This is a genomic window from Klebsiella sp. Q2, from assembly GCF_009900705.1.
Lineage (GTDB): Bacteria > Pseudomonadota > Gammaproteobacteria > Enterobacterales > Enterobacteriaceae > Klebsiella > Klebsiella quasipneumoniae.
On record NZ_JAAABE010000006.1, the window covers coordinates 68,308 to 85,266 of the forward strand.

20 protein-coding genes are annotated in these 16,959 nt (G+C 63.2%); 18 read left to right on the forward strand and 2 right to left on the reverse strand.

Features of this window, described 5'->3' with window-relative positions; all coding sequences use genetic code 11:
- Positions 1-20: 20 nt before the first annotated feature.
- The 9 genes from gspG to GT756_RS20945 are packed head-to-tail and all read left to right on the forward strand — an operon-like array spanning position 21 to position 6,090.
- Entirely contained in the window at positions 21-443 is a 423-nt protein-coding gene (gene gspG / locus GT756_RS20905; protein WP_004204417.1) for a type II secretion system major pseudopilin GspG, read from the forward strand.
- Positions 443-958, forward strand: a complete 516-nt coding sequence (gspH, locus tag GT756_RS20910; protein WP_053810751.1) for a type II secretion system minor pseudopilin GspH — start codon at positions 443-445, stop codon at positions 956-958. The genes gspG and gspH overlap by 1 nt, the downstream gene beginning before the upstream one ends.
- Complete coding sequence (gene gspI / locus GT756_RS20915) at positions 955-1,320, forward strand: type II secretion system minor pseudopilin GspI (protein ID WP_053810752.1); 366 nt, start codon at positions 955-957, stop codon at positions 1,318-1,320. The genes gspH and gspI overlap by 4 nt, the downstream gene beginning before the upstream one ends.
- A complete protein-coding gene (gene gspJ, locus GT756_RS20920) occupies positions 1,317-1,913 on the forward strand; it encodes a type II secretion system minor pseudopilin GspJ (protein WP_048323018.1) in 597 nt (198 codons plus the stop codon). The genes gspI and gspJ overlap by 4 nt, the downstream gene beginning before the upstream one ends.
- The gene (gspK, locus tag GT756_RS20925; protein ID WP_077268679.1) at positions 1,910-2,890 is read left to right on the forward strand and encodes a type II secretion system minor pseudopilin GspK; all 981 of its coding nucleotides are present in this window, start codon (positions 1,910-1,912) and stop codon (positions 2,888-2,890) included. Before gspJ ends, gspK begins: the two co-directional genes overlap by 4 nt.
- Complete coding sequence (gspL, locus tag GT756_RS20930) at positions 2,883-4,079, forward strand: type II secretion system protein GspL (RefSeq protein WP_154982293.1); 1,197 nt, start codon at positions 2,883-2,885, stop codon at positions 4,077-4,079. Before gspK ends, gspL begins: the two co-directional genes overlap by 8 nt.
- Positions 4,072-4,557 (forward strand): type II secretion system protein M, encoded by a 486-nt coding sequence (locus GT756_RS20935; RefSeq protein WP_043521988.1) that lies wholly within the window; start codon positions 4,072-4,074, stop codon positions 4,555-4,557. The genes gspL and GT756_RS20935 overlap by 8 nt, the downstream gene beginning before the upstream one ends.
- A complete protein-coding gene (locus GT756_RS20940) occupies positions 4,547-5,275 on the forward strand; it encodes a type II secretion system protein N (protein WP_064178512.1) in 729 nt (242 codons plus the stop codon). The genes GT756_RS20935 and GT756_RS20940 overlap by 11 nt, the downstream gene beginning before the upstream one ends.
- 14 nt (positions 5,276-5,289) lie before the next feature.
- Positions 5,290-6,090 (forward strand): A24 family peptidase, encoded by an 801-nt coding sequence (locus GT756_RS20945; RefSeq protein WP_049116597.1) that lies wholly within the window; start codon positions 5,290-5,292, stop codon positions 6,088-6,090.
- Positions 6,091-6,137: 47 nt separating this feature from the next.
- On the opposite strand, the gene hrpB is transcribed toward GT756_RS20945, so the two are convergent.
- Positions 6,138-8,567 (reverse strand): ATP-dependent helicase HrpB, encoded by a 2,430-nt coding sequence (gene hrpB / locus GT756_RS20950; RefSeq protein WP_032455567.1) that lies wholly within the window; start codon positions 8,565-8,567, stop codon positions 6,138-6,140.
- 72 nt (positions 8,568-8,639) lie between these two features.
- Here hrpB and thpR point away from each other — a divergent pair, with 72 nt between their 5' ends.
- The 9 genes from thpR to panD all read left to right on the forward strand — a co-directional run bounded on the left by thpR (position 8,640) and on the right by panD (position 15,635).
- Entirely contained in the window at positions 8,640-9,176 is a 537-nt protein-coding gene (gene thpR, locus GT756_RS20955; RefSeq protein WP_048294182.1) for an RNA 2',3'-cyclic phosphodiesterase, read from the forward strand.
- On the forward strand, positions 9,176-9,892 hold the full coding sequence (gene sfsA, locus GT756_RS20960; protein WP_160125045.1) for a DNA/RNA nuclease SfsA: 717 nt from the start codon (positions 9,176-9,178) through the stop codon (positions 9,890-9,892). Before thpR ends, sfsA begins: the two co-directional genes overlap by 1 nt.
- Before the next feature lie 162 nt (positions 9,893-10,054).
- On the forward strand, positions 10,055-10,510 hold the full coding sequence (gene dksA / locus GT756_RS20965) for an RNA polymerase-binding protein DksA (protein ID WP_002888845.1): 456 nt from the start codon (positions 10,055-10,057) through the stop codon (positions 10,508-10,510).
- A gap of 59 nt (positions 10,511-10,569) precedes the next feature.
- Positions 10,570-11,451, forward strand: coding sequence for a tRNA glutamyl-Q(34) synthetase GluQRS (gene gluQRS, locus GT756_RS20970; RefSeq protein WP_043521996.1), 882 nt, complete (start codon positions 10,570-10,572; stop codon positions 11,449-11,451).
- A gap of 62 nt (positions 11,452-11,513) precedes the next feature.
- Positions 11,514-12,908, forward strand: a complete 1,395-nt coding sequence (gene pcnB, locus GT756_RS20975; protein ID WP_071592560.1) for a polynucleotide adenylyltransferase PcnB — start codon at positions 11,514-11,516, stop codon at positions 12,906-12,908.
- On the forward strand, positions 12,905-13,384 hold the full coding sequence (gene folK, locus GT756_RS20980) for a 2-amino-4-hydroxy-6-hydroxymethyldihydropteridine diphosphokinase (RefSeq protein WP_017901161.1): 480 nt from the start codon (positions 12,905-12,907) through the stop codon (positions 13,382-13,384). The genes pcnB and folK overlap by 4 nt, the downstream gene beginning before the upstream one ends.
- Before the next feature lie 119 nt (positions 13,385-13,503).
- On the forward strand, positions 13,504-14,295 hold the full coding sequence (gene panB, locus GT756_RS20985) for a 3-methyl-2-oxobutanoate hydroxymethyltransferase (protein ID WP_004204400.1): 792 nt from the start codon (positions 13,504-13,506) through the stop codon (positions 14,293-14,295).
- An 11-nt stretch (positions 14,296-14,306) separates the two neighbouring features.
- Positions 14,307-15,161, forward strand: coding sequence for a pantoate--beta-alanine ligase (panC, locus tag GT756_RS20990; protein ID WP_017901162.1), 855 nt, complete (start codon positions 14,307-14,309; stop codon positions 15,159-15,161).
- A 93-nt stretch (positions 15,162-15,254) separates the two neighbouring features.
- A complete protein-coding gene (gene panD / locus GT756_RS20995; RefSeq protein ID WP_004204397.1) occupies positions 15,255-15,635 on the forward strand; it encodes an aspartate 1-decarboxylase in 381 nt (126 codons plus the stop codon).
- Positions 15,636-15,671: 36 nt separating this feature from the next.
- Here the strand turns inward: panD and GT756_RS21000 are convergent, their stop codons facing one another.
- Positions 15,672-16,925 (reverse strand): polysaccharide deacetylase family protein, encoded by a 1,254-nt coding sequence (locus GT756_RS21000; protein ID WP_064178513.1) that lies wholly within the window; start codon positions 16,923-16,925, stop codon positions 15,672-15,674.
- Between the last annotated feature and the right edge of the window lie 34 nt (positions 16,926-16,959).

Consider the following 16,959-nt stretch of genomic DNA (forward strand, 5'->3'; position numbering starts at 1 on the left):
CTGTATTAATGGAGAAAACTATGCAACGGCAACGCGGCTTCACGTTACTGGAAATTATGGTGGTGATCGTCATTCTCGGCATCCTCGCCAGCCTGGTGGTACCTAACCTGATGGGCAACAAGGAGAAAGCGGACCGCCAGAAGGTGGTCAGCGATCTGGTGGCGCTTGAGGGGGCGCTGGACATGTATAAGCTGGACAACAGCCGCTACCCGAATACCGAACAGGGTCTGCAGGCGCTGGTGACCGCCCCGGCCGTCGAGCCGCATGCCCGCAACTACCCGGAAGGCGGCTATATCCGCCGCCTGCCGCAGGACCCATGGGGAAATGAGTATCAGCTGTTAAGCCCCGGTCAGCATGGCGCCATCGACGTCTTCAGCGTCGGCCCGGACGGGATGCCCGACACCAATGACGACATCGGCAACTGGACCCTCGGGAAGAAATAGTGTCTCAGCGCGGTTTCACCCTCCTGGAAATGATGCTGGTCCTGCTGCTGATCGGCGTCAGCGCCAGCATGGTGCTGCTGGCGTTTCCCTCCGCCCGCACCCAGGAGGCCACGCAGATCCTGGCGCGCTTTCAGGCGCAGCTGGATTTTGTCCGCGAGCGCGGGCAGCAAACCGGCCAGCTCTTCGGGATCGTTATCCACCCTGACCGCTGGCAGTTTATGCGCCTGCAGCCTGCCGACGAAGGCGCCCCGGCGGCGGCTGACGACCGCTGGGGCAACGCGCAGTGGCTGCCGCTGCAGGCCGGGCGCGCCACCACGGCGGAAACCCTCCCGCATGCCAGGCTGACGCTGCGCTTTCCCAACGGCCAGGCGTGGACGCCGGGCGAGCAGCCCGACGTGATCATCTTTCCCGGCGGCGAAGTCACCCCGTTTCAGCTGCGGATTGACGCCGCGACGGGCATCAACATCGACGCCCAGGGCGACAGTCAGCCGCTGGCGGCGCGGGAGCAGCCATGAAACGCGAGAGCGGAATGACGCTTATCGAAGTGATGGTCGCGCTGGTGATTTTCGCCCTCGCCGGCCTGGCGGTGATGCAATCCACCCTGCAGCAGACGCGGCAGCTCGGGCGTATGGAAGAGAAAATCCTCGCCAGCTGGCTGGCGGATAATCAGCTGGTGCAGCTGCGGCTGGAGAAACGCTGGCCTGCCCTCAGCTGGTCTGAAACCACCGTGGAGGCCGCCGGGACGCGCTGGTTCGTCCGCTGGCAGGGGGTGGAAACCGCGCTGCCGCAGCTGCGGGCGCTGGACGTGGAGGTCCGGCGGCAAAAAAACGATCCCGCGCCGCTGGCGACTCTGCGCACCTGGGTGACGCCGCCATGATAACGAAAATGCGCGGTTTCACCCTGATTGAAACGCTGCTGGCGCTGGCTATCCTCGCCGTCCTCAGCGCCGCCGCCGTGATGGTGCTGCAGAACGTCATCCGCGCCGATGGCCTCACCCGCGAGAAGAGCCAGCAGATCGCCGCCCTCCAGCGCGCTTTTCGCCAGATAGCCGACGATGTCACGCACATCATTCCCCGTCGCGCCAGAAACAGCGACACGCTTTTCTTTGCCGGACGTTTTCAGTTGCAGAGCGATGACTGGGGGCTGGCCTTCAGCCGCAGCGGCTGGCCGAATCCGCTGGGGATCCTCCCGCGCTCGGAGATCCAGAACGTCAGCTACCGCCTGCGCCAGCAGCAGCTTGAACGGCTGAGCTTCGATCAGCAGGATCCGCTGACCGGGAGCCAGCCGACGGTCCGGGTGCTGCTGCGCGAGGTGACGGCGTTTCGCCTGCGGTTTTATGCCGACGGGCGCTGGCAGGAGACCTGGGACCGCCCTCAGACGCTGCCGCAGGGGCTGGAGATCACCCTGACCCTGGCGAACAGCGGGGAGATAACCCGCCTGTTTTTACTTACCCCGGGGGGCGGCCAGTGAAAAATCGGCAACGCGGCGTCGCGCTCCTGATGGTGCTGTTCATCCTCGCCCTGATGATGATCCTCGCCAGCGCCATGACCGAACGCACCTCGGTCATGTATCAACACACCGCCGTGACCCTCGATAATCTGCAGGCCAGATGGTACGCCCTGGCGGCGGAAAACATGGCCGCCGCGCTGCTGCAACGCGACGCGCTGGACTCGCCCAGTCAAACGAACCTGGCGCAAACCTGGGCGCAGGAGGGACGCCGCTTTACCCTCGACGATGGCGAAATCCTCGCCACGATCCGCGACGGGCACGCCTGCTTTAACCTCAATGCCATCAACCATCGCGCGGATGAGACCAGCGGCGAAACGCTCTACCCGACCGACGTCTTCGTCCGGCTGCTGGCGCTGCTCGGCGAATCACCGCTGCGCGCCAGCCAGATCGCCGCCGCCCTCGGCGACTGGACGGACAGCGACGGCCAGCCGCGACTGAACGGGGCGGAGGACGAGGTTTATATGGCACAAACCCCGGGCTATCTCGCCGCCAACCAGCCGATGCAGGACGTCAGCGAGCTGCGCCTGCTGGCCGGTATGGACGCCGCGCTCTATCAGCGCCTGCTCCCCTTCGTCTGCGTCCAGCCGGATGACGCGCTGCAGGTCAATGTCAACACCCTGCGGCCCTCACAGGCCGCCCTGCTGGTGGCCCTCTTTCCCGGCGATCTGACGCTGCAGGAGGCGCAACAGCTGTTGCACAACCGCCCGCGAACCGGATGGAGCAGCGTCGCCGCGTTTCTCGCGCAGCCTACGCTGCAGAAAACCGATACCACGCTCGCCCGCCCCTGGCTGACGGTGCGCAGCACACGCTTTATCGCCGCCTTCACCGTGGTGACCGGCAACCTTCGCTTTCAGCTGCACAGCGTCCTGCAACAGGAGGGGCGCGCCTTTACCGTCGTCCAGCGGCGATACGGACTTTCTATGGTGGTTGATGAATAAGTTTAACGCTTCCCCCCAGGCCATGCTGATCGTGCGCTTCGCCCCCGGGCAGGCGCCGCTGCACTGGCAACTCTTCGCCCCCGGCGATCCGCATCACGAAGCCCGCGGCCGGTGGCCGGCTGACGACGCCAGCCCTTTCCCGGCGCTGGCGGCGCATTACCCGGCCTGGGTGCTGATCCCGGCCAGCGACTGCGCGTTTCACCCCCTCAGCCTGCCGGCGGGCCTGCGTAAACCGCCGCTGCAGGTGGCCCCGTTCCTGTTGGAAGAGCAGCTGGCCGACGATGTGGAAGCCACCCATTTTGCCCTGCTCCACCGCCAGCAGGCCCAGTGCGAGATCGTCGCCGTGCAGCGGCAAAAAATGCGCGACTGGCTGGCGCGCTGCGAGTCGCTCTCCCTACGCCCCCTGGCGTTGACGCCCGATGTGCTGGCCCTGCCCTGGCAACCGCCGGCGTGGAGCGCGGTGCAGGTGGACGAGCAGTGGCTGATCCGCCACCAGCCATGGAGCGGCATGGCGGCGGAAAGCTCCTGGCTGGCGGAGCTGCTGCAGGGCGAGGCGGAAGAGCACGTCATCGACAGCTATTCGCCGCCGCCCGCGGCGCCGGGAGCGTGGCGCGCGCAGCCTGCGCAGACGCTGCTCTCCCTCGCCGCAAATCATCCGGCGGCGCAGAAGATCAGCCTGCTGCAGGGAGAGTTTGCCATCCGCCGTCGGCAGCCTGCGCAGGGGAGCTGGCGTCCGGCTCGGTATGCCGCGCTGGCCCTGGCGCTGCTGGCGGCGGTGAATAGCGTTCTGGATCATCGCGATCTGGCGCGCCAGGCCGAGGCGGCCCAGCAGGCCAGCCGGGCCTACTATCATCGCTGGTTTCCTACGGAGAAAAAGGTGATTAACCCGCGACTGCAGATGCAGCAGCATCTGCAAACCCTCGCCCGTCAGGCGCAGCATGCCCCCCTCGTCGACCGCCTCAGCGCGTTGCAGAACATCATCAGCGACACGCCGGGGATCCGCCTGCGGGCGCTGAGCTGGGATGCCGCGGCCAACCGTCTGCAACTGGATATCGCCGCGGCCTCTTCCCGGGCGCTGGAGCAGTTCACCCAGCGGGCGCAGCCGCGGTTTCGCGTCCGGCCAGGCGACATGAGCACGAAACCGGATGGCATTGAAGGACAACTGACGCTGGAGGAAAACGATGGCTAATCTGTTTATCTGGTGGCGGCAGCGCACGCCGTCGGAGCAGCGCCTGCTGCTCGGACTCGCGGGGCTGCTGGTGGTGTGCGCCCTCTGGTACGGGCTGTGGCAGCCCTGGCGAGCCCGCGAGGCGCAGTGGCGGCAAATCCTGGTGAAAGAACAGGCCAGCCTGCGCTGGATGACGCAGCAGGGTCCGCGCCTGCAGCAGCTCAGCCAGCAGCCCGCGCCGGCGGCAAAAGAGGCGCTCACCGCGCTGGTGATGCGCGAGGCGGCGAGCCACGGGCTGGAAGTCGTTCGTCTGCAGCCGCAGGGAAAACGTCTTCAGGTCACCCTTCAGCCCTGCGCCTTTCAGGCGCTGATGGACTGGCTGGACGCCCCGGCGATGCGCGGCGTCAACGCGGTCTCGCTATCCGTAACCGCACAGCCGTCGCGGCCGGGCTGGGTCACGGTCAACCATCTGCTGCTGGAGCGCGACGATGAAAGCTAACGGGTTCGCGGTTGGGCTACTGCTGGCGCTCTATCTGCTGTGGTTGACCGCCACCGCCCCGGCGCGTCTGTTAGTCCCGATGCTGCCGCCCGAGGTACAGGTGGCCAACCTCAGCGGCAGCATCTGGCGCGGCGCGGCGCAGTCAGTCTCCTGGCGCGGCGAACGGCTTGAGCGGCTGACGTGGTCACTCACCCTGGCTGGCTGGCAGATCGCGCTCAGCGATCCCCGCGGCGTGGAGGGTCAGGCCCGGCTGTGGGGCATCCGCGATCTGCGCCTGCAGGAGGGACGGCTCACCGCCCCCGCCAGCCTGCTCGGTCGCTGGCTAACGCCGACCATGCCCGTCAGCGCCGAGGGAGAGGTTACTTTCAGCCTGGCCGAAGCGCACTTCAGCGAGGGGCGCTGTCGGCAAATCACCGCCGGACGCGCGCTGTGGCGTCAGGCCAGGCTGCACTCTCCGGTCGGTAGCCTGGAGTTAGCCCAGGTCAGTGGCACCTTAAGCTGTACGGCGACCGGCGCCGTGGCGCTGGCCATCCGCCAGGATTCTCATCAGCTGAGCCTCAGCGGCGAGGGCACCCTGTCGCCCGATGGCCGCTATCTGTTTCACGGTACGCTACAGCCCAGGCAGGGGATACCGCCCCTGCTGGCGCTGCTGGTCACCCGCCCGATGGCCAAAAACGACCCGGGCCCGACGCCGTGGCAGCTGCAGGGAAAATGGTGATTAAAGGAGCAAAAATGACGACATTAGCCGCATTATCGCTGCATTTCCCCCTTGTCTGGTATGGCTTTCTGCTGCTGTTCGGCCTGGCGCTGGGCAGCTTTTACAACGTGGTGATCTACCGTCTGCCGCGCATGCTGGCCCAGACCGCGGACGACGAGCCGCTAACCCTCAGCACGCCGGGCTCATCCTGTCCGCAGTGTCGCCAGCCGATCGCCTGGCGGGACAATATCCCGCTGCTCAGCTTCCTCTGGCTAGGCCGTCGCGCCCGCTGCTGTCAGGCGCGCATCTCGTGGAGCTATCCGCTGACCGAGCTGACCACCGGCCTGCTGTTTATCCTCGCCGGGGCGCTGCTCGCGCCGGGACTGGCACTGGCGGGCGGCCTGGTGCTGCTCTCCTTTCTGCTGATACTGGCGCGGATTGATGCCCGGACCCAGCTGCTGCCCGATCGCCTGACCCTGCCCCTGCTGTGGGCCGGACTGCTGTTTAATCTTAACGAGGTGTACATTGCGCTGCCGGACGCGGTCGCCGGGGCGATGGCTGGTTATCTGGCACTGTGGTCGGTCTATTGGCTGTTCCGCCTGCTGACCGGCAAAGAGGCTCTGGGCTATGGCGATTTTAAGCTGCTGGCGGCGCTGGGCGCCTGGTGCGGCTGGCAGGCTCTGCCGCAGGTGCTGTTGTTCGCCTCGGCCAGCGGGCTGATGTGGACCCTGCTGCAGCGCCTGTGGACCCGGCAGTCGCTGCAGCAGCCGCTGGCCTTCGGCCCCTGGCTGGCGCTGGCGGGAGGGGGCGTTTTTCTCTGGCAGCAGATGGTCTAGCGTGAGTGGTTCGACTGGCCGGGCAGAATGCCGCCCGGCGCCTGGGGCTACGAATATTTTTTGCTGCGTCGGGTCGGGGCGGCGTTGGCCGGATCGTCCGGCCAGACGTGTTTCGGATAGCGTCCCTTCATCTCTTTCTGTACCTCACGGTAGCTCCCCTGCCAGAAGGCGCTGAGATCGCGCGTGATCTGCAACGGACGCTGAGCGGGCGACAGCAGCTCCAGCACCAGTGGCACTCGCCCCTCGGCGATAACCGGCGTCGTGGCCTCGCCGAACATCTCCTGCATACGCACCGCCAGCGCCGGCGGGTTCTCCGCATGGTAACGGATAGCCAGACGGCTGCCGGTCGGCACGGTATAGTGCGTCGGCAGCTCGCGATCCAGCTTCTGGCGCAGCGGCCACGGCAGCCAGTCCTGGAGCGCCTGCCGCAGATCCAGCGCCTTCAGCGCCCGCAGCGAGTGAACGCCGTTCATCTGCGGCAGCAGCCATGCCTCCAGCGAGGCCAGCAGCGAAGCGTCATCCACCGCGGGCCACGCCTCTTCCGGCAGCCATTGCGCCGCACACTGCAGCCGCAGCCGCAGCTGCTCGGCCTCTGGCGTCCAGTTGAGCACACCGAGGCCTTTCTCACGAATCCCGTTGAGCATCGCCTGATGCAGCTCCGCCTCAGAGGGCTTCGCCAGCGGCTGGGTCTTAATCACCAGCTGGCCCGTCACCGTCCGCCGCCAGGCTTTCAGCGTCCCCTGCGCTTCATCCCACTCCACCGTGTCGGAACGCTGCGCCAGCTCGGGACGGGCGGCGATCAGCTCGCCGATATCCACCGGCAGAGCCAGCAGCATGCGGGCATCCGGTGAGGCGCTGCCCTGCAGCAGCAGCGGAGCGATCAGCCACTCATGGCGGCCCAGCGCGTCGTCGGCGTCCAGCATCGCGCCCATACCGTTCGCCAGCTGATAGCGTCCCTCCTGACCGCGGCGGCGGGCGATGCGGTCGGCGAAGGCCGACGCCAGGAGCGCAGCCATTCGTCCCGCATCGGGCTGGCCGCTGCGGCAGGCCAGACGCTTCATCAGCTGCTGCGCGCGCTGCTGCCAGTTGGCCTGCTGACGGGAAAAGACGGCGCCCAAATCCACCAGCCCGCCGCGCGGCGGCTCCTCAAGGATCGCCGCCAGCCTGGCCGCCGTCGCCACTTCGTCATCGGTCTGCGCAGCGGCCAGCATCGCCGCCAGCCGGGGCTCGTTGCCGAGGGTGGCCATTTTGCGGCCAAACGCCGACAGCCGCTCGCCGTCCAGCGCCGAGAGCGCCTCCAGCAGGCGGCGCGCGGCAGCCAGGTTCACCGCCGGCGGCTGATCCAGCCAGGCCAGCGAGGCCGGATCGTGGCAACCCCACTGCAGCAGCTCCAGCAACAGCGCCGACAGATCGCTGTGCAGGATCTCCGGTTCGCTCTGCGCCGCCGCTCGTTCGGCCTGTTCTTTGCCGAGCAAATGCAGGCAGATCCCCGGGGAGAGACGACCGGCGCGTCCAGCGCGCTGGGTCATCGATGCCTGGCTGATGCGCTGCGTCACCAGCCGGGTCAGGCCGGTGCGCGGGTCAAAGCGGGCAACGCGCTCCTGGGCGGTGTCGACCACCAGGCGGATGCCCTCGATGGTTAAACTGGTCTCAGCAATGTTGGTGGCCAGCACCACTTTGCGCTTCCCGGCCGGCGCCGGGAGGATCGCTTTGCGCTGCTCGCTTAGGGGCAAAGCGCCATACAGCGGGCAGAGGATGACATCCTCCGCCACACGCTCCGTCAGCTGTTCCTGAACGCGCTGGATCTCGCCGACGCCGGGCAGAAACAGCAGCATCGATCCCTGTTCATGCCGCAGGAGCTCCGCCGCCGCTATCGCCACCGCCTCATCAAAACGCTGGTGCGCGGAGAGCGGGCTGAAGCGACGCTCCACCGGATAAGCGCGCCCCTCCGAGACCACCACCGGCGCCTCAGGCAGCAGACGCTGCAGGCGATCGTTATCAAGGGTCGCCGACATGATGAGCAGTTTGAGATCGTCACGTAACCCCTGCTGGACATCAAGCAGCAGGGCCAGCGCCAGATCCGCCTGCAGGCTGCGCTCGTGAAACTCATCGAGGATCACCAGCCCCACGCCCGTCAGCTCGGGATCGCGCTGGATCATGCGCGTCAGGATCCCCTCCGTGACCACCTCCAGGCGGGTCTGTGGCCCGACGCAGGTTTCGGCACGCATGCGGTAACCCACGGTCTCCCCTGGCTTTTCGCCGAGCAGTTCAGCCAGCCGCTGCGCGACATTGCGCGCCGCCAGACGCCTAGGCTCCAGCAGGATAATGCGTCCCGCGATGTTACCCTCAGCGAGGATCTGCAGCGGCAGCCAGGTCGACTTCCCGGCGCCGGTCGGCGCGTTGAGCAAAACCTGCGGCGCATGCTGCAGGGCGGATAACAGTTCTGGGAGGACGGCGGCAACCGGCAATGAGGACACAAAAGGCTCCGGGGGTTAACATTCAGGGGCTCGCATTGTAGCATCCCCCTAATTCATTACCGAGTCTCTATCATGTCTGAGCCGAAAAGGCTGTTTTTTGCGATTGAACTGCCGCCTGCCGTCCGCAAACAGATTGTTCAGTGGCGGGCAACGCACTTCCCTGAGGATGCCGGCAGGCCCGTCGCGGCGGATAACCTTCATCTGACGCTGGCGTTTCTCGGCGAGGTGAGCGCGGAAAAACAGCGGGCGCTGTCTGCCCTCGCCGGCCGCCTCCAGCAGCCGGGCTTTACCCTGACGCTGGACGATGCCGGACAGTGGCTGCGTTCGCGGGTGGTCTGGCTCGGGACCCGTCAGCCACCGCGCGGCCTGCTGCAGCTTGCCAGTATGCTGCGCGCTCAGGCGGCGCGCAGCGGCTGCTATCAGAGTCCGCAGCCGTTTCATCCGCACATTACCCTGTGGCGCGATGCCCGTCAGGCGGTGCCGATCCCGCCGCCCGGCTTTCGCTGGACGTTTCCGGTGAACGAGTTCGTGCTCTATGAATCCAGCTTTAGCCGGGGGCGCACGCGCTACACGGCGCTGGAACATTATCCGTTTGATAAGGAAAGTTGATGCAGTTTGATCCGCCGTTGCAACCCTCCATTTTGCTTAAACGTTACAAACGATTTCTTGCCGACGTGGTGACCCCCGATGGCCGCGAGCTGACGCTCCACTGCCCGAATACCGGGGCGATGACCGGCTGCGCCGCCCCGGGCGACACCGTCTGGTATTCCACCTCTGATAATGTGAAGCGCAAATATGCCCACACCTGGGAATTAACTGAAACGCAGCAGGGCGCCGTTATTTGCGTCAATACGCTGCGCGCGAATACGCTGGCGAAAGAGGCGATTTCCGCCGGAATAATCCCTGAACTTTCAGGCTATAACCAGCTGAAAAGCGAAGTGAAATATGGCGCAGAGAATAGCCGTATCGATATTATGTTACAGGCAGATGATCGCCAAAACTGCTATATTGAAGTGAAATCGGTTACGTTGGCGGAGAAAGAATACGGTTATTTTCCCGATGCGGTGACCACGCGCGGTCAGAAGCACCTGCGGGAGCTGATGGCCGTCGCGGCAAATGGCGACCGCGCGGTGATTTTATTTGCCGTCCTGCATTCGGCAATTGACCGTTTCTCTCCCGCGCATCATATTGATGCCAGATACGCACAGCTGTTAACAGAAGCCCGCGACAAGGGGGTGGAAATTCTCGCCTGGAAAGCGGAACTTTCTACGACGAGGATGACTCTGAATAAGCCGATCGCCGTGGTGTTAAACCCCGGTAAATAAGTGGCTAAATAGTGTTCGGGTCGCAAGCGCGAATACGCTTTTCTTCACAGGGTTGTCAAGTGTAACGTTTAGATAATTGCTATCCGGAAAAGCATCTGCTATTTATAGCGGCCTGATTTTCCCCCACATGGGGATCGATAGTGCGTGTTAAGGAGAAGCAACATGCAAGAAGGGCAAAACCGTAAAACATCGTCCCTGAGTATTCTCGCCATCGCTGGGGTGGAGCCGTACCAAGAGAAACCGGGCGAAGAGTATATGAACGAAGCCCAGCTGGCGCACTTCAAGCGTATTCTTGAAGCATGGCGTAATCAACTCAGGGATGAAGTGGATCGCACCGTATCGCACATGCAGGATGAAGCTGCTAACTTCCCGGACCCGGTAGACCGTGCCGCCCAGGAAGAAGAGTTCAGCCTGGAGCTGCGTAACCGCGACCGCGAACGTAAACTGATCAAAAAGATCGAGAAAACGCTGAAAAAAGTTGAAGACGAAGACTTCGGCTACTGCGAATCCTGCGGCGTGGAGATCGGCATTCGCCGTCTGGAAGCGCGTCCGACAGCGGATCTGTGCATTGACTGCAAAACCCTGGCGGAAATTCGCGAAAAACAGATGGCGGGCTAATCCCCTGCTGCCTCACTCTCTGGCGGGAGTCTCTCCCGCCTGGTTCTGTTGTCCGTACCATGACTGACTCACGCTATATAGGGCGCTTTGCTCCCTCCCCCTCCGGCGAACTCCACTTCGGCTCTCTGATCGCCGCGCTCGGCAGCTACCTGCAGGCCCGCGCGAACCAGGGTATCTGGCGCGTTCGTATTGAAGATATCGACCCGCCGCGCGAAGTCCCCGGGGCCGCCGACACCATCCTGCGCCAGCTCGACCACTATGGTCTGCACTGGGACGGCGAGGTGATCTGGCAGTCGCAACGGCACGAAGCCTACCGCGAGGCGCTGGCCTGGCTGAGCGAGCAAGGGCTGAGCTACTACTGCACCTGCACCCGCGCGCGTATCCACGCCGTAGGCGGGATCTATGATGGTCACTGCCGCGACCTTGGGCTGGGGGCGGAAAACGCCGCGCTGCGTCTGCGCCAGACCCGTCCGGTTCTGCAGTTCACCGACCGCCTGCGCGGCACGCTGGTCGCCAACGAGCCGCTGGCGCGAGAAGATTTTATTATCCACCGTCGCGATGGACTGTTTGCCTACAACCTGGCGGTGGTGGTCGATGACCACTTTCAGGGGATCACCGAGATCGTCCGCGGCGCCGATCTGATTGAGCCGACGGTGCGGCAGATTTCGCTGTATCAGCATTTTGGCTGGCAGGCACCGGACTACCTCCATCTGCCGCTGGCCCTCAATGCCGACGGCAATAAGCTCTCTAAACAAAACCACGCGCCGGCGCTGCCGGAAGGCGATCCGCGCCCCGAAATCGTCCGGGCGCTCCGCTTTCTGAATCAGGAGATCGCCGGGGAGTGGCAGGCCCTGAGCATCGATGATTTACTCGCCCAGGCCGTCGCCAACTGGCAGCCGGCGAAAATCGAGCATTCTCAAATGGCTCCCGCTGAGCTATGATTAGCCGCTATTTTTACACTGTACAGTTGATCTGAAGTCCGTCTGACACTACGAGGTGCACCATTTTTACCCGAGTCGCTAATTTTTGCCGTAAGGTGCTAAGCCGTGAGGAGCGCGAGGCAGAAGCCGCCGTCGAACCAACGCCTATGACGGTGATCCCGCGTGAGCAGCATGCTATTTCCCGCAAAGATATCAGTGAAAACGCCCTCAAGGTCATGTACCGCCTCAACAAGGCGGGCTACGAGTCCTGGCTGGTCGGCGGCGGCGTCCGCGACCTGCTGCTTGGCAAAAAGCCAAAAGATTTTGACGTCACGACCAACGCCACGCCGGATCAGGTGCGCAAGCTGTTCCGCAACTGCCGTCTGGTCGGGCGCCGTTTCCGCCTCGCGCACGTCATGTTCGGGCCGGAAATTATTGAGGTCGCTACCTTCCGTGGCCATCACGAAGGGCACACTACCGATCGCGTCACCTCCCAGCGGGGCCAGAACGGCATGCTGCTGCGTGATAATATCTTCGGCTCGATCGAAGAGGACGCCCAGCGTCGCGACTTCACCATCAACAGCCTCTATTACAGCGTGGCGGACTTTACCGTTCGCGACTACGTCGGCGGCATGAAGGATCTGCAGGACGGCGTGATCCGCCTGATCGGCAATCCGGAAACCCGCTATCGCGAGGATCCGGTACGCATGCTGCGCGCGGTGCGCTTCGCCGCCAAGCTGGATATGACCATCAGTCCGGAAACGGCCGAACCGCTGCCGCGGCTGGCCGCCCTGCTCCACGACGTGCCGCCGGCGCGCCTGTTCGAAGAAGTGCTCAAGCTGCTGCAGGCCGGGCATGGCTATCAGACCTACCTGCTGCTGCGGGAATACAACCTGTTCCAGCCGCTGTTCCCGACCATCACCCGCTACTTTACCGAGCGCGGCGATAGCCCGATGGAGCGGATCATCAACCAGGTGCTGAAGAACACCGATACCCGCATTCGTAACGACATGCGCGTCAATCCGGCCTTCCTGTTCGCAGTGATGTTCTGGTATCCGCTGCTGGAGACGGCGCAGAAAATCGCCCAGGAGAGCGGTCTGGCGTACTATGACGCCTTCGCCCTGGCGATGAACGACGTACTGGACGAAGCCTGCCGTACGCTGGCGATCCCTAAGCGCATCACCACCCTGATCCGCGATATCTGGCAGCTGCAGCTGCGCATGTCCCGTCGCCAGGGCAAACGCGCCTGGAAGCTGATGGAGCATCCGAAATTCCGCGCCGCCTACGATCTGCTGGAGCTACGCGCTGGCGCTGAAAACAACGGCGAACTGCAGCGTCTGACCAAATGGTGGGGCGAATTTCAGGTCGCCGCGCCGCCGGCGCAAAAAGATATGCTCAACGACCTCGGGGACGATCCGGCGCCGCGCCGTCGCCACCGCCGTCCGCGCAAGCGCGCGCCACGCCAGGGTAACGCATGACCCTGGCCTATATCGCCCTCGGCAGTAACCTCGCTTCGCCACTGGCGCAGGTGCAGGCGGCTATCCACGCCTTGGGCGAAATTCCGCACAGCCGCGTGGTGAACGTCTCTTCGTTCTACCGCACGCCGCCGCTGGGCCCGCAGGATCAGCCAGACTATCTCAACGCCGCCGTCGCGCTGGAAACCACGCTGTCCCCTGAGGCGCTGCTCGATCACACCCAGCGCATTGAGCTGCAGCAGGGTCGGGTGCGCAAAGCCGAACGCTGGGGGCCGCGCACCCTCGATCTCGACATTATGCTGTTTGGCGATGCGCTCATTAACAGCGAGCGCCTGACCGTTCCGCACTACGATATGAGAAACCGCGGCTTTATGCTCTGGCCGCTGTTCGAGATCGCCCCGGACCTCCACTTTCCTGACGGCATGGCGCTGCGCGCCGTGCTGGATGATCTCGGCGCGGCAAAGCCCGCTATCTGGTAATTCCCTCTCCTTTTTTAGCATTTGCGGCGATCGTCGTAATCGGTTGCCCAAAATCATTGCCCCTCTGAATGCTGCTGTTAGAATGCCGGTTAATATGACTTTCATCATCAGGAAATGTTATGAAACCGACCACCATTGCCCTGCTGCAGAAATGCAAACAGGAAAAGAAGCGCTTTGCCACCATTACCGCCTACGACCATAGCTTCGCGAAGCTGTTCGCCGATGAAGGCATTAATGTGCTGCTGGTGGGCGACTCGCTGGGAATGACGGTGCAGGGTCACGACTCCACCCTGCCGGTCACCGTAGAAGATATCGCCTATCACACCCGCGCCGTCCGCCGCGGCGCGCCGAACAGCCTGCTGCTCGCCGACCTGCCGTTTATGGCCTACGCCACGCCGGAGCAGGCCTTCGAAAATGCCGCCGTCGTGATGCGCGCTGGCGCCAATATGGTCAAACTCGAAGGCGGCGCCTGGCTGGCCGAGACCGTGAAGATGCTGGCGGAACGCGCGGTGCCGGTTTGCGGCCATCTCGGCCTGACGCCGCAGTCGGTGAACGTCTTCGGTGGCTATAAAGTGCAGGGACGCGGCGATGCGGCGCAGACCCTGTTTGAAGACGCGTTAGCGCTGGAAGCGGCAGGCGCGCAACTGCTGGTGCTGGAGTGTGTCCCGGTCGCCCTGGCGAAACGCATCACCGAAGCCCTGACCATTCCGGTGATCGGTATCGGCGCGGGCAACGTCACCGATGGGCAGATCCTGGTGATGCATGACGCTTTCGGCATTACCGGCGGCCACATTCCGAAATTTGCCAAGAATTTCCTTGCCGAGGCGGGCGACATCCGCGCCGCGGTGCGGCAGTATATTGCCGAAGTCGAATCCGGGGTCTATCCGGGCGAAGAACACAGTTTCCATTAAGGAGTCTTGTTGTGCTGATTATAGAATCCGTGCTGCTGCTGCGTCAGCATATCCGCCGTCTGCGTCAGGAAGGCAAGCGTATCGCGCTGGTCCCGACGATGGGCAACCTGCATGATGGTCATATGAAGCTGGTTGATGAAGCCAAAGCCAGCGCGGACGTGGTGGTGGTCAGTATTTTCGTCAATCCGATGCAGTTTGACCGCGCCGATGACCTGGCGCGCTACCCGCGCACCCTACAGGATGATTGTGAAAAGCTGAACAAGCGTCATGTCGATTTTGTCTTCGCGCCGACGCCGGCGGAAGTCTACCCGCAGGGCACCGAAGGCCAGACCTACGTCGACGTCCCCGGCCTGTCCACCATGCTGGAAGGCGCCAGCCGCCCGGGCCATTTCCGCGGCGTATCGACCATCGTCAGTAAGCTGTTTAACCTGGTTCAGCCTGACGTCGCCTGCTTTGGCGAGAAAGACTTCCAGCAGCTGGCGCTGATCCGCAAGATGGTTGCCGACATGGGCTACGATATCGATATTATCGGCGTGCCGATCGTCCGCGCCAAGGATGGCCTGGCGCTAAGCTCGCGTAACGGCTACCTGACCACCGACCAGCGCAAAATCGCTCCCGGCCTGTATAAAGTGCTGAGCGCGGTGGCGGAAAAACTGGCCGCCGGCGACCGTCAGCTCGACGAGATCATCGCTATCGCCGAACAGGAGCTGAACGAGAAAGGTTTCCGCGCCGACGACATTCAGATCCGCGATGCCGACACCCTGCTTGAACTGACCGACGCCAGCCAGCGCGCGGTGATCCTGATGGCCGCCTGGCTCGGTCAGGCCCGCCTGATCGACAACCAGATCGTCACGCTCGGTCAGTAGACAGCGGGTAAAAATCGGGCAATACTTGCCCGGGCTTTTCTCAGGGCGGACGTCGTGTCCGCTCTGCTACATTAAGGTTGAAGGGTAGAAGTTATGATGCGTAATATGCTGCAGGGCAAGCTCCACCGCGTAAAAGTGACGCAGGCTGACCTGCACTATGAAGGTTCCTGCGCCATTGACCAGGACTTCCTGGATGCGGCCGGTATTCTGGAGAATGAAACCATTCACCTCTGGAACGTCACCAACGGCAACCGTTTCTCCACCTACGCCATTGCCGCCGAGCGGGGCTCCAGAATCATCTCCGTTAACGGCGCCGCCGCGCACTGCGCCAGCGTCGGCGATATCCTGATCATCGCCAGCTTCGTCACCATGTCTGACGAAGAGGCGCGCCGCTGGCAGCCCAACATCGCCTACTTCGAAGGCGACAACGAAATGAAGCGCCAGGCAAAAGCGATTCCGGTGCAGGTCGCCTGATGACCACGGCGCCGCGCTCAGGCGCAGCGCCGAAGTTTACCCCTGCGGCTGGTTACTGATCAGCCGCGACATCGTCTCCAGCGAATCCGTGCGTAAGATATATAACCGCTTTAGCAGAAACGGATTGTCCCCCGGCTTCACCTTCCCACGCACCGTCGTCACCGCCATATGAAACCCGGCGTCATTCGCCGCCTGCACCGCCGTGGCGTTATAGCCGCCGAAGGGATAGGAAAGGTAGAGCACATGTGGATTAAACTGGCTCAGCGCCCGGCGCGAGCGGGCAAAATCAAACAGAATATTATGGTAGTTGCGGCTGAATAAGATCGGCCGCCGGCTGGCGTCCACCCGGTGGAGAAAGTGGGTATGCGACTGAATGTCAAAGACGTCCTGGATCTGCCGGAGCTCAGAAATGCTCATGAACTGCAGCGATTTCGGATCCCATTGCTGCGGATGACGCTTAATACGCGATGAAATAATAAAGGCGGTGGCGTGGAAGCCATACTGTTTCAGCACCGGATAGGCGTAGCGATTTACCGATTTCAAGCCGTCATCGAAGGTGATGGCGACTGCCCGCGCCGGAAGGTTGATTTTATTGCGCACGTAGCCTTCCAGCTGATAGAGGGTCAGCGTGGTATAACCCTGATCCCGCAGCCAGGTCATCTGGTTATTAAAGGCGCGTACCGAGGTGGTGGTCGAGGTATGGCGGAAACGGGTGTTCTCTTCGTCACGCAGAATATGGTGATAGGTCAGCACGGGGATCCCGTTATCCTCCTGCGCATCCAGACTGCTGACCCACGCCAGCCGGTCGCCAATGCGGATCTGAAACCAGGTCTGATTGAGCCGGTCCTTCAGCTTGCTGAGGATCGGATAGCGCAGATTATTGGCCAGCGTGCCGAACGGCGCGCTACTCACAGAGGGAGCGTCATAGAGCGGCGTATCTTTCCAGGTGAGTAAATTCTGGTTACTCAGCGGCTTATTGAGATCCCCAAGACGGTCCTCCACCCGCTGCTTACCCTGCACTGGCTCCAGATGGCCCTTGTCAATAAACCCGGTGCCGAAGCCGAAGCGAAACTCATAGTAATCAGCCGCCGTCGGGACAACCGCGAGGATTTGCCCGGCACGCACATTGCCGACGCTGACCACATGGTTCCCCACCTGCGCCCAGATAACCGCGTCTTCGGTGGTTTGCATATAGCGCACAGGCTCGCCCTGCTGGCTAAGCAGACTGGCGGAGGCGCTGAGTGAGGTCAGTAAAAGAAGCAGAGTAAAAAATCGGGCAAGCATGCGCATCGAACCGGTAAACCATCAACGGCGGTTATTGTAA